The organism is Candidatus Propionivibrio aalborgensis, from assembly GCF_900089945.1.
Taxonomy (GTDB): domain Bacteria; phylum Pseudomonadota; class Gammaproteobacteria; order Burkholderiales; family Rhodocyclaceae; genus Propionivibrio; species Propionivibrio aalborgensis.
In genome coordinates this window covers 1-12,211 of record NZ_FLQY01000335.1, presented here as the reverse complement: position 1 = coordinate 12,211, position 12,211 = coordinate 1, and the positions used below count along the sequence as shown (strand labels likewise).

The 12,211-nt window shown below is 56.9% G+C and carries 9 protein-coding genes and 1 tRNA gene; 3 read left to right on the top strand and 7 right to left on the bottom strand.

What is annotated here, in order from left to right; genetic code table 11:
* Both PROAA_RS13890 and PROAA_RS13885 read left to right on the top strand, forming a co-directional pair.
* On the top strand, positions 1-969 hold a 969-nt coding region (locus tag PROAA_RS13890; protein WP_186411906.1), incomplete at its 5' end, for a methyl-accepting chemotaxis protein.
* A gap of 202 nt (positions 970-1,171) precedes the next feature.
* Entirely contained in the window at positions 1,172-3,640 is a 2,469-nt protein-coding gene (locus PROAA_RS13885) for a bacteriohemerythrin (RefSeq protein WP_186411905.1), read from the top strand.
* Positions 3,641-3,761: 121 nt separating this feature from the next.
* Here the strand turns inward: PROAA_RS13885 and PROAA_RS13880 are convergent.
* Positions 3,762-3,836: transfer RNA gene (locus tag PROAA_RS13880), tRNA-Arg, on the bottom strand.
* A gap of 111 nt (positions 3,837-3,947) precedes the next feature.
* On the opposite strand from PROAA_RS13880, the gene PROAA_RS13875 reads away from it, so the two are divergent.
* A complete protein-coding gene (locus tag PROAA_RS13875) occupies positions 3,948-5,864 on the top strand; it encodes an ATP-binding cassette domain-containing protein (RefSeq protein WP_186411904.1) in 1,917 nt (638 codons plus the stop codon).
* 22 nt (positions 5,865-5,886) lie between these two features.
* On the opposite strand, the gene PROAA_RS13870 is transcribed toward PROAA_RS13875, so the two are convergent.
* The 6 genes from PROAA_RS13870 to PROAA_RS13845 all read right to left on the bottom strand — a co-directional run bounded on the left by PROAA_RS13870 (position 5,887) and on the right by PROAA_RS13845 (position 12,025).
* Positions 5,887-6,756, bottom strand: coding sequence for a patatin-like phospholipase family protein (locus PROAA_RS13870; protein ID WP_186411903.1), 870 nt, complete (start codon positions 6,754-6,756; stop codon positions 5,887-5,889).
* A gap of 59 nt (positions 6,757-6,815) precedes the next feature.
* Complete coding sequence (locus PROAA_RS13865) at positions 6,816-7,712, bottom strand: GIDE domain-containing protein (RefSeq protein ID WP_186411902.1); 897 nt, start codon at positions 7,710-7,712, stop codon at positions 6,816-6,818.
* Between the two features lie 41 nt (positions 7,713-7,753).
* A complete protein-coding gene (locus tag PROAA_RS13860; RefSeq protein WP_186411901.1) occupies positions 7,754-8,326 on the bottom strand; it encodes a LemA family protein in 573 nt (190 codons plus the stop codon).
* 36 nt (positions 8,327-8,362) lie between these two features.
* Positions 8,363-9,277 carry an HDOD domain-containing protein gene (locus PROAA_RS13855; RefSeq protein ID WP_245664287.1) on the bottom strand — a complete coding sequence of 305 codons (915 nt, stop codon included), beginning with the start codon at positions 9,275-9,277 and terminating at the stop codon, positions 8,363-8,365.
* A gap of 133 nt (positions 9,278-9,410) precedes the next feature.
* On the bottom strand, positions 9,411-10,028 hold the full coding sequence (locus tag PROAA_RS13850) for a response regulator transcription factor (protein WP_186411900.1): 618 nt from the start codon (positions 10,026-10,028) through the stop codon (positions 9,411-9,413).
* Complete coding sequence (locus PROAA_RS13845; protein WP_186411899.1) at positions 10,025-12,025, bottom strand: sensor histidine kinase; 2,001 nt, start codon at positions 12,023-12,025, stop codon at positions 10,025-10,027. Before PROAA_RS13845 ends, PROAA_RS13850 begins: the two co-directional genes overlap by 4 nt.
* Positions 12,026-12,211 lie beyond the last annotated feature (186 nt).

The following is a 12,211-nucleotide window of genomic DNA, read 5'->3' as shown; positions in this document are numbered from 1 at the left end:
CGTGCGGGTGAGCAGGGGCGAGGCTTTGCCGTTGTCGCTGACGAAGTCCGCAAACTCGCCGAACGGACGGCCAAGGCCACCGGCGAAATCAGCCAGATGATCGGGGCGATCCAGGGCGAGACGCAGAGCGCGATCACCAGTATCGAGGCCGGTACGGGACAGGCAAAAAATGGTGCCGATCTTGCCCAGCAAGCGGCGGCGTCCCTTGAGAGCATCAACAGCGGTGCGCGCGTGACGATGGAAAAAGTTGACGCCATCGCCGCTGCGGTTGCCCAACAAAGCAGGGCGGGAAACACCATTGCCGACCATGTGACCAACATCATGCAAATGGCGGAGAACAACAGCGCGGCGGCAGAGAAGGCTCTCGGCGAAGCGAACCAGCTCGATTACCTGGCAACGAACCTGAAAGAGATCGGCAACGTTTTCAAGCTTGGCCCGGCGGGTGATAAAGCGGTTGAAACACATGCCAAAATGCCTGATTTGGTCCAGCGCGCGGCGCAGGCCGTCAGCCAGATATTCGAGAAGGCCGTCGATTCGGGGCGGATCAAACTCGAGGATTTGTTTGACGACAAATACCAGCCGATTTCCAATACCAAGCCACCGAAATACAAGACCCGTTATGACGACTTCACCGACCAGAATGTGTCGCCGACGCAGGAGCAGTTGCTCGAGCAGAACAAATGGGTGGTCTATGCCATTGCCTGCGACCAGAAGGGTTATGTTCCGACGCACAATCGGAAATTCTCACAGCCGCTGACCGGCAACGAAAAAACGGATTTCGTGAACAATCGGACCAAACGCATGTTCGATGATCCGGTCGGCCGCCGTTGCGGCGCTCACGACCAGCCTTTCCTGTTGCAGACATACCGTCGCGATACCGGAGAGATCATGCATGACATCTCGGCTCCGGTGTATGTGAAGGGGCGGCACTGGGGCGGTTTCCGCATTGGTTACAAGACGGAGGTCTGATATCACCCTGAGCACGCCAGATGATTTGGCGCGGCGCTGGTGCATCAGGAACGAAAGGCAAGTGATGGCCTCTTGGGGATGGGCGAGAACCGAATAGGTTGTCGTCGCTGAACCGAGCGAGCAGATTGTGTGGGAGATTGGGCACCGAGTTTCGCTGGTAGCGGCATATTGGTAGCGCTTTGCACATTCAGGGGTCTTTCAGGTGAAAATTGCGCTTAGCGTATTGAATGCTCTGAGTCTTCCGGCCTTTGTGCTCGATACCGAGCATAAGGTCGTGGTGTGGAATGCACCCTGCGAGTTGTTGACCGGCATCCCCGCTCGCGATGTTGTCGGTACGCGAGATCACTGGCGCGGGTTTTATGACGACCCGCGGCCGTGCATGGCCGATCTGGTTCTGGATAGCATGCTGGACGAAGCTTCGCGCTATTACAGCCGGCACGAGCAAACCGAATTCGCCATCGAAGTGCTCCAGGACATCACCCATCACCAGGAGGCCGAGGATCAACTGAAGTTGTCCGCCAGCGTCTTCGAGAACAGCCTTGAAGGCATCATCATCACGGGCGCCGACAACCGCGCCATATCGGTCAACAAGGCCCTGGAAAGCCTGACCGGATATCGCCGGGATGAAATCATCGGCAGGAACCCGAAGATGTTCGCCTCCAATCGGCTTCCCGACAGCTTCTATCGAAAGATGTGGAAAACACTGGCCCGCCTTGGCTACTGGCAGGGCGAGATATGGAACAAGAAAAAAACGGGCGAGGAGTATCTTGTCCGCGTCCATCTCAGCGCTGTGAAAACCGGTGCCAACGTGACCAACTATATCGGTTTGCTATCCGACATCACCGAGTCGAATCGGGTGATGGAAAAGATGGAGCACATGGCGCATCATGACTTCCTGACCGGTTTGCCCAACCGCAGCCTGCTGGAAGACCGCTTGCGGCAGGCGCTGGCGCGTGCGGTGCGCAACCGGTCCAAGTTCGCCGTGATGTTCATTGACCTCGACAAATTCAAGGCGGTGAACGATACGCTTGGCCACCACATCGGCGACGCGCTGCTCAAGGAAGTGACCCGTCGTATCCAGGGGTGTCTGCGTGCGAGTGACACCGTATCACGGCAGGGAGGCGATGAATTCGTGCTGTTGCTTGAGGATATCGGAGACGAAGCCGACATCACCCATACTGCGAGGAAGCTTTTGGCGGCGATCGGGAGTAGCTGCCATCTTGACGGACACGTCGTCACCGTCACGCCTTCAATCGGCATCAGCCTGTTTCCAACGGATGGCCTTAGCGTCACCGACCTGTTGAGTCATTCCGACGCCGCCATGTATCACGCCAAGAACCAAGGGCGAAACAATTTCCAGTTCTTCACCGAGCGCATCAATGCCAGGGCACTGGAAACACTGATGGTGGAGAATGGCCTGCGCAAGGCGATTCCTGACGGACTGTTATTGCACTACCAGCCACAGCTCTGCCTCGTCAGCAAGAGCGTGCACGGCGCCGAGGCGTTGGTGCGCTGGTCGCACCCGGACCTGGGCCTCATCAGCCCGGCGCGTTTCATACCCATTGCCGAAGAGTCCGGGCTGATCTGCGAAATCGGCGAATGGGTGTTGCGCGAGGCCTGTCGCGTCATGAGAAGCACCGGCATCAACATGTCGGTCAACCTGTCTCCCATGCAACTCACTCAAAGCGACATTGTCGCCAAGGTGATCGAAGCGCTGGACGGTATGGCCGGCTACCGGCTGACTCTGGAGATTACCGAAAGCGCCTTCATCAACGACTTTGAAAAGACCAAGACTACCCTGCTGGCCTTGAAGAAAATCGGCGTCAATTTGGCGCTGGACGATTTCGGCACGGGTTACTCGTCATTGTCATACCTGTATCAGCTCCCATTCGATTTCCTGAAAATCGACCAGTCCTTCATTAGCGAACCCAAGAACAGTCCCATCGTGCTGGCAATCCTCGAGATGTGCAACAAGCTCAACATCATGACCGTTGCCGAAGGCGTCGAATCCCCGGAACAGGTCGCTTTTCTCGAAGCCAATGGCTGCGATGTGATCCAGGGCTACTACTTCTCTCGCCCGCTACCCTTGCAAACCTTGACCGGTTTCGCGCAGAACCCGCCCTACCAGGTCTCATCCAAGCCGAGAGTCAAGAAACTCGCAGAAGAAGACAGCAACCCGATGCTGGCATGGTCATTTACCTACGAAACCGGCCATGCCGGTATCGACTCACAGCACAGGGAAATATTGCGCATCCTTGACCGGCTCGACTTCAGTGCGCGTTCAGTCGATGACGGAACCAATTCGAGAAATGTGATGAAGGCACTGATCGATTTCGTCATCGACCATTTTTCGTACGAGGAAAAACTGATGCACGACCATGGCTATCCCTGGGCCAACGAGCATCATGCCGAGCACCTGGACCTCGTGGAAACGCTTGCCAGCTATGACCTGCAGCTCAAGGCCAATGCTCAGGTCAGTCCGAGTCAATTGACCACATCCCTGCACACCTGGTTGATGCATCACATCCTGGCCAGCGATAAGAAGCTTGGTGAATACCTGAGCAAACACAGCGAGCCAGGATCCGAGTCCGATGCTTCCGACCCGATGCAGGAATTCACCACGTCATGGTGCGGTTTCGCTTCAGATGGCCCGCTGATGCCGAGTGACTGAAAGGCGCGCAATGGTCGGCCGCATGGTGGACATGAGGAGTTCGACGGCGTCCGCATAAAAGAATAAAACCCGCACTTAGGCGGGCCGATTGGATGTTGCCGGACTACTTAAAACGCATACTTGGCCTCCTCGACGGGAATCGAACCCATATCTCACGCTTAGGAGGCGCGTGCACTATCCGTTATGCTACGAGGAGATCGGAGCGTATTTTATCGCGCCCGTGCGCTACGCTGACAAATTCCGTTCAATTCATGAAAATGCCGTACTCAGGCAATCGTTATCCTCCCCTGGAAAGTAAACTGATCTCATGCCGCAGCTGATTCTGTCCGATGCTTCGCTGGCCTATGGCCATGTTCCCCTTCTTGATCATGCTGATTTCCAGCTTGATCCTGGTGAACGCGTGGCGCTGATCGGGCGAAACGGCACCGGCAAATCGTCGCTGTTGCGTGCGCTGGCCGGGCAGGGAACGCTTGACGACGGGACCGTGTGGCAGCAACCTGGAATCCGCAGGGGCTATGTGCCGCAGGAGCCGCCATTCGATCCGGATCGCTCGGTGTTCGAGGCAGTGGTGGATGGGATGGGAGAAGTTTCCACACTGCTTGCCGAGTACCACGCCGTTGCGCACGCCATGGCCGAAGATTCAGCCGATCATGAAGCATTACTTGAGCGAATGCACCAATTGCAGGGCGAGCTTGAGTCGCTCAACGCGTGGTCTTTCGAAATGCAGGCGGAGCGGGTGATCCAGCGTTTTTCGCTCGATCCCGATGCGCGCGTTGGCACCCTCTCGGGCGGGCAGAAGAAGCGTCTGGCCTTGGCCCAGGCTCTGGCCATTTCGCCCGAACTGTTACTGCTCGACGAACCGACCAACCATCTGGACATCGGCGCCATCGAATGGCTTGAGGAGTTTTTGGTTTCATCGGGGGTGTCGATGGTGTTCATCACCCATGACCGGCGTTTTCTGGATCGCGTATCGACACGCATCGTCGAACTGGATCGTGGCCGTTTGCTCTCCTGCCCCGGAAACTTCAGCGCCTATCTGGCCAGGAAGGAATCGATTCTGCACGACGAGGCGATCCAGAACGCCAAGTTCGACAAATTTCTGGCGCAGGAAGAAGTGTGGATTCGCAAGGGCGTCGAAGCGCGACGCACGCGCAACGAAGGCCGCGTGCTGCGTCTCGAACAGCTTCGACGTGAGCGGGTAGCCCGGCGCGAACGGCAGGGCAAGGTTGAACTGGCTCTGGATGCAGGCGACAAGAGCGGTAAGTTGGTTGCTGAACTGGAGCACGTGAGCAAGCATTTTGGCGAGGGTGCACAACGACTGACCGTGGTGCGCGATTTTTCCTGCCGTTTGCAGCGCGGCGACAAGATCGGCCTGATCGGCCCCAATGGTGCGGGAAAGACGACCCTGCTGCGCCTGATTCTCGGCGAGCTGGCACCGGATTCGGGCCGCGTGCGCCTGGGTACAAAGATCGAGGTGGCGTACTTCGACCAGTTCAGAACGCAGCTCGACGAAGAGGCGGCGTTGGTGGACGTGATATCGCCAGGATCGGACTACGTCGAGATCGGCAACGAGAAGAAGCATGTGATCGGCTATCTTGGCGATTTCCTGTTTGCCCCGCAGCGCGCTCGTTCGCCGGTGAAGTCGCTTTCCGGCGGCGAACGCAACCGGCTGCTCCTGGCACGCCTCTTTGCCCGCCCGGCCAACGTGTTGGTACTCGACGAACCAACCAACGACCTCGACATCGAAACACTGGAACTTCTCGAGCAGTTGTTGCAGGACTATACGGGAACGCTCTTCCTCGTCAGTCACGACCGGGCTTTTATCGATAACGTGGTGACGCAAAGCATCGCGTTCGAAGGCGAGGGCGTCTGGCACGAATATGCCGGCGGCTATCAGGACTGGGCCGACTACCAGGCCAGGCGGCGCGCTCAAGAAGCCGCACAGCCGGTGGCAAAGCGCGAAGCGTCGGGCGCGGTACAGTCAGCCAAGAGCAAGGCGGATGGCGGCCGCAAAATGAGCTACAAGGAAACGCGAGAGCTGGCCGAACTTCCCGGGCGCATTACTTCGCTTGAGCAGGAGCAGGCGAGGATCAACCAGCGATTGGCAGATCCGACGATCTATCAGGCCGAGCCGCAGGAAGCGCAGCGAATTTCATTGAGGCTGACCGAAATTGACGACGAGCTGATGGCGTTACTTGAACGTTGGGAAGCATTGGAACTGTGAAGCTTTTTTGTTTGCCGACGGTTCAGATACCAGATGCCTTTCTGATCGCCTCGCGGATTTGCGGCAGTGCCGACTGAGCCGCTTTCTCGCCTTCCAGAATCGCATCGTGGCGTGCCGGGAAATCGGTTGATCCGACGTTGCCGACCTGCGGTCGAATGACGATATCGGCCTCCTTCAGTTCGTATCGGGCGAGGTTCTGCCCCATGATGGTGAAGGTTTGCAGGAGGATATCGAGCGTGCCGCGCACAGTCTGGTTGCCGGGTCGCGCCGAGATGTCGACGGCGATCACCACGTCGGCGCCCATCGAACGCGCGCCGCGCACCGGGATCAGGCTCGACAGCCCGCCATCGACGTATTCGTGTCCATTGATGCTTACGGGTTTGAAGACGCCGGGAACGGTCGCCGAGGCGCGCACGGCCATGCCGGTATTGCCGCTACGGAAGAGAATGCTTTCGCCGCTGTTCAGATCGGTCGCCACGGCGGCGAAGGGCTTTTTCAATTTTTCGAGCGGACGCTGTGCGACGGCATCATTCACGAATTGCTGCAAGGCTTCGCCTTTGAGGACGCCTCGATCGGGCAGCGACCAATCGCTGATTTTCGATTCATCCATCTTGTGGGCCAGTTTCTGCAGATCGAAACCGTTATGTCCCGAGGCGTAAAGCGCACCGACGACGGCACCGGCACTGGTGCCAACGATGATGTCGGGGACAATGCCCTGGGCTTCCAGTACCTTGATGACGCCGATGTGGGCGAAGCCGCGCGCGGCACCGCCACCCAGTGCAAGACCGATCTTTACGGGTTTGGGCGTGAGTGGAGGCGGTGTTGGTGGCTTGCTCGCGCAGGCGGAAAGAACGAGAGCGGAGAGCAGGGGTAACAGGAACCTGATTTGCATGGTGTACTCGATTGGTGAGGTCGCATTCTAACTTCGAACTTGTCGACCTATACCGTATTTCAGACGGCGTTATGCCAGATCCAGGGCAGGGCACCAAGCGAAACAAAGAATACGGAGAGGTGGAAGATCGACCACCAGAGATAGCGTCGTGAAATCCTTTCGGGCCCTATGTTCGAGAGCAGATACAGTTGCCCGTTGGTCGGGCAGCGCAGGGTGTGCAAGTCGGCGTCGTTGCGCACTTCACGGTGCAATTTGGCAACTTCGCGCCGAGCCGCCTGGCGCGCCAGCATCCATTCTTTCATGCTGATGCTGCCATCGCCGTCAAGATCGAAGCGTTTGAGCAAGCCAGGCTGGTCCCGTTTCCATTCGGCAAGCAGGGCATTGACGTCGTGATTCGCATCAAGTTCAAGCCTGCTGCCTCCCAGGGTTATGAATTCACCCAGCGCGTATATCTCGTCGTCGATGTTCAACGTCCATTCGGTCTTCCGGTAGCGTCCTTCCGTCCATGTGGATTTGTGTTTGGTCAGGATTTCAGCGTCTTCCATATCGACCAAACAGCGGCCGCTACCGTCGTCAAGAATAAAAGGGATTTCACTTTCACCCGAGTCGAGGGAACGCCATTTGTCGTCCGATCTTTCTTCGATCCAGTAGCGATACCAAAGGCAGGGAAATTGACGCAGCTGTGAGAGCAAGGGTGGGTAGTCAAGCGGCTTGCCGTAACCACTCAGTTCGACGTAGCCCTGAGCCGCTGAAGCGATACGCGAAGTAGGTGTGTCGGCAATGGCTCGACGTCGCCGTTGCGCGAAAACCCAGGCGATCAGGCTGGCGACAGACATCAGCGCGACACATGCCATCCAGGCGTTGCGCGTTTGGAGTTGCATGCCGCTTGTGAGCAGCAGCAGTTGCGCGCCCGTCGTGATGAGCTGGCCGAACTCTCGTCGGATGCTGACGATCATGGGCCGAATGAATTGCCTGCGGAGCCGGGGCGGTTAGGCGATTAGCTGAACAGTTGCTTCATATCGATGTCGGCCTTTTCAACCGTCGAGAATTCCAAAAGGGGTTTGGTTTCGAAGCTGAACAGGCGTGCGATCACCGCGTCAGGGAACTGTTCGACGCGGACATTGTTGATATTGACCGATTCGTTGTACAGCTCGCGCCGGTCGGCAATGGCGTTTTCCAGGCTGGTAATCCGCTGCTGAAGCTGCATGAAATTATCGTTGGCCTTGAGTTCCGGGTAGGCTTCGGCAATGGCAAAAATCTGCCCGAGGCCCATGCGCAACATTCCTTCGGCCTCGCCGAGGGCCTCGATATTCTGGGCTTCGCGTGCCGTTTGAACGCGCGAGCGAGCTTCGATCACTCGTTGCAGCGTGTCCTGTTCGAATTGTTTGTACTGCTTGCAAACCTCGACCAGTTTCGGCAGCTCATCATGGCGTTGCTTGAGCAGCACATCAATGTTGGCCCAAGCCTTGGCGACACCATGTTTGAGTGCAACCAGACCGTTATAGAGCGTGACGCCAAAGATTGCTATAACGACGATTGCGCCGATAAAAAGCAGGCTGCCGATGGTCATCTATTTCTCCCGTGTCAATTGATCATGTTTTGATAGTTAGGGTGCGTTGTGCTTGCCAAATACCTGCTGGCGACGCGTCCGGGCATCGGTTTCTTCTTCCGAAGGAGGCAAGTACGTCTTCATGAGTTCTTCGGGAATATCCAAACGATTGAGCAGTGCCACACGGTCGATATGCAGGAGTTTTTCTATCGCCGCAAAGTCATCCGGCAGCGCGGCGTCTTTCCATCCCCCCGCTGAGTGGCGCGCCAGGTTAACTGCCAGTGTCACGTTCTGCACACGCGGTGACTGGGCATTGGCATCGTCGAGCAAGGTGTTGAGTAGTTCGGGCAGGTGCCATACGGTGCACAAGGCCAATTGCAAATCAGACAGCCGGATTCCAAGCACCTGCTCCTGCGCAGTGGCGCTGCGCAACGACTTGTCCGCGTGCTGCCGGTCACGGATTTCGATGGCCAGCTTCGGGGCAAAACACCACAGCAGGATTTCGGGCAGGTCGTGCAGCAGAGCGGCCAGGGCGACTTCGTCGATGTTCATGTCGTGTCGCTCAAAGGCCCAGTCATGCGCGTAATGCGAGGCGCGTTGAGCGCGGCGGATGACCTGCAGAACGCCAAGCAATGCCTGTGGTTCGTTTTTCAGCATGGCTTCGATGGAGAGTGACGCATCCATCTTGTTGAAGAAAGGCTCGATGCCGATCATCATTACCGCATTGCCGATGTTGGTGATGTCGGAACGCAGATGCTTGCCGCTGACTGTCTGGATATAGGCCAGAACACGGATGGCCATCAATGGATCCTGCATCACGATATTGGCGATATCGCGACCACCAACCTTGTCGATATTCTGGCGCGCCTCTGCAAGGCGTCGAGCCGTCTGCCGCAGAACCGGCAATTCTGCGTTGCTGAAGAAACCTACCCAGGATTCAAGGTCTGACGGTGGCTGATTGAGCATAAGCATGGACCTGAATGATTGCTCGAAAGAAACGCGCCAATTGCTTGATTCGTTATGGCGTATGCAAATTCTGGGCTCATGTTACTCGCGGCGTCAATCGTTCGCAAGCCGAAGATTCTTCAATCATTTCCGGAGATGTTCAGGACGTTGGTATTCCCGGACCGGCGGCCAGCGTCTGCGCGAGTTCAACGGCGGTTCTGACGCCCATTTTGTCGAAAAGACTGGCCCGGTGAACTTCGACGGTACGCATGCTGATCTGCAGCTCGCTGGCAATGATCTTGTTGAGCTTGCCCGCGAGCACCAGTGCCATGACTTCCCGCTCGCGGGTAGTCAATTGGTTGAGTCGCGAGTTGATCGAGTCGGTCGAAGCGGTGGCGGCACACCTGGCTTTGTTGATTTCCAAGGCTTCCACCACACGATCAACGAGTTCATTGTCGTTGCACGGTTTTTCGAAAAAGTCGAACGCACCGGTTTTCAACGTGGAAACCGCCATTGGAACGTCACCATGACCGGTCAGGAAAATTACCGGCAGGTTGCAACCCAGTTCAAGCAGTCGCTCGAACAATTCCGTACCGCTCATCCTCTCCATGCGGATATCGAGCAGAATGCAACCGGTGAGTGCGGGTGTCCAGGCTTCGAGGAAGTCTTCGGCCGAAGGGAACGCAAGGCTGGCAATGCTGCGGGATTGCAACAACCAGCTGAGCGAGTCGCGAATCGCTTCATCGTCATCGACGATATATACGTATTGTTGTGTCATGGCATGGTGATCGGAAGGGAAATGACGAAAATGGTACCGCCTTCCGGGTTGTCTTCCACCCACAAGCGGCCCCGATGAAACTCGATGATCGAACGGCAGATGTTAAGGCCAATACCCATGCCTTCGGTCTTGGTCGAGTAGAACGGCGTAAACAGCTTCTCCCGAAGCTCCAGAGGAATGCCCGAACCGCGATCGATAACGCGGATCTGCATGTGATCGTCTTTCTGGTACAGCTTGACTGTAAGGCGACGATTCTCCAGTGGTGTCTCGCTCATGGCTTCGATGCCATTGCGCATGAGATTGAGCAGGACCTGCTCGATCATGACCGGGTCCGCCATGAGTTCCGGACGCATGCCCTGAATTTCGCGCTCGATCCGGATGTTGAGGAGTTTGGCCGCTGCATCGATAAAACCGACGCTATCGTCAATGACCTCGGCCAGATCGCAGGGTGCAAGTTTGGGTTCACTCTTGCGCACAAAATCGTGAACGCGCCTGATGATCTGGCCCGCGCGCTGCGCCTGAACGGCGATCTTGCCCAGAGCGTGCTTGAGTTCGTCCGGACTGAAGTTGCCTGATTCAAGTTTGTTCAGGCAACCGGTGTTGTAGCTGGTAATGGCCGCGAGCGGCTGATTGAGTTCGTGGGCAAGGGTTGAGGCCATCTCGCCCATGGTTATCAAACGCGAGGTGAATTGCAGTTTCTCCTGCTGCTGACGCGCCAGCTCCTCGGCGTGCTTGCGCACGGTTACATCGATGATCGAAGCCATCCAGCCAGTCTGTCGTCCATCGGCGTCGATCAGGGGGGCTTCGTAGATGAGCGCATCGAAACGGCTTCCGTCCTTGCGCATCAGACGGACTTCGAATCCTTCATGCGGCGCTTTGCCGTCGATGATGGAATTGTGAATCGACTGGATCCGTTCCATGTCTTCCGGAGCCCAGTAGGGCATGGGCGGTTTTGCATCGATCAGTTCCTCCGCACTGAAACCGACCATCTGGCAAAAAGCAGGATTGGTATAAGTCACAACGCCTTCAAGATCGCGCGCGCGCATACCGACAGTCAGCGAGTCTTCCATGGCTTTGCGAAAAGCGTACTCGGAACGCAAAGCCTGCTCGGCCGCCAGACGGCGATGGATATGTCCGCGCATGACCCACAGGCTCACCAGCACGGCAGCAGCGAGTGCGATGATCAGCGTTGTAATCAGTGTCTGCGCAATACTGCTGTCGCTACGATAAGCGGTGACCTGGAATGCCAACCCGTACCCAGGCGGATCGAAGGGGAGGGTGTAGCTCAATGTCGTTGCGGCGTCGCTGACTTTGGATTTGCTGGCCAGCGTCGTTCCATCGGCGTCGAGGATCCGCACTTGATACTTTTCGGTAAACCACCAGGGGACCAGATGCTTCAGCAATGTGTTCAGCGAATAGACACCGACGAGCGAGCCTTGATACTGGTTGTTTTGAAATACCGGAAAGAAGACCTCGAACTGGGGCGAATTCGAGATTCGATACACCTCCGTATAAACAGGTTTGCCCAGCTTGCTTGCCCGTTCAATCGTTTGCGCCTGCACTTCATTGCCCGGTTCACCCAGCCCCAGGCGAGGCAGGTTCTGTGTTGGCAGCGCGGCCAGTATCTGTGCCGAAGCATCAAGCCAGAGCACCTGTTGAAGTTCGGGGTTGTTTTTCAGGAGATGCTGACTGCGCAATCTGAACAGTGCACTCTGGTTCGTCTCCGGAGCCAGGACCAGGTCAAGGGCCAACTGCTGGAATTGTTCGGCGTTTCCTTCAAGACGAAAATTGACGCTTTGCTCGAGCCACAGCACATCGGCAATCAGCGTCGTGCGTTGTTCATTCGCTGCGTTCTGACGCAATAGCCAGAACAGGACGATGAGCAGTGCGAGCAGCAAACCGACCGCCAGCTTCAGGGTGGTCAGGTACCAGTTTGACCACTTCATCTGTGCTGGCTTGCGCGGCCTGTAGCGGTTTCGTGCGAGTGCGTCTGCCATGGAGCCTCGTGTTTTCGAAGTCGCCGTGTATTGCGGCAATCGGCGCATTTCAAATAGCGCATCTTCGTGCTGGCATGTGTGGTATACCCGCATTTACTCATTCGAAACCAGTTACGTATTTTCCGCAATAGCTTGACTGATCTTTTTTTGTGATAGTGCGCTCCGGCTTCGGGATTTCCCCGATTC

Excerpts from the sequence above, each read along its gene's own strand:
- PROAA_RS13855 (WP_245664287.1), bottom strand. The coding sequence starts at position 9,277 with ATGCTTATGCTCAATCAGCCACCGTCAGACCTTGAATCCTGGGTAGGT.
- PROAA_RS13870 (WP_186411903.1), bottom strand. The coding sequence starts at position 6,756 with ATGCAAATCAGGTTCCTGTTACCCCTGCTCTCCGCTCTCGTTCTTTCC.
- PROAA_RS13865 (WP_186411902.1), bottom strand. The coding sequence starts at position 7,712 with ATGATCGTCAGCATCCGACGAGAGTTCGGCCAGCTCATCACGACGGGC.
- PROAA_RS13850 (WP_186411900.1), bottom strand. The coding sequence starts at position 10,028 with ATGACACAACAATACGTATATATCGTCGATGACGATGAAGCGATTCGC.
- PROAA_RS13845 (WP_186411899.1), bottom strand. The coding sequence starts at position 12,025 with ATGGCAGACGCACTCGCACGAAACCGCTACAGGCCGCGCAAGCCAGCA.
- PROAA_RS13875 (WP_186411904.1), top strand. The coding sequence starts at position 3,948 with ATGCCGCAGCTGATTCTGTCCGATGCTTCGCTGGCCTATGGCCATGTT.
- PROAA_RS13860 (WP_186411901.1), bottom strand. The coding sequence starts at position 8,326 with ATGACCATCGGCAGCCTGCTTTTTATCGGCGCAATCGTCGTTATAGCA.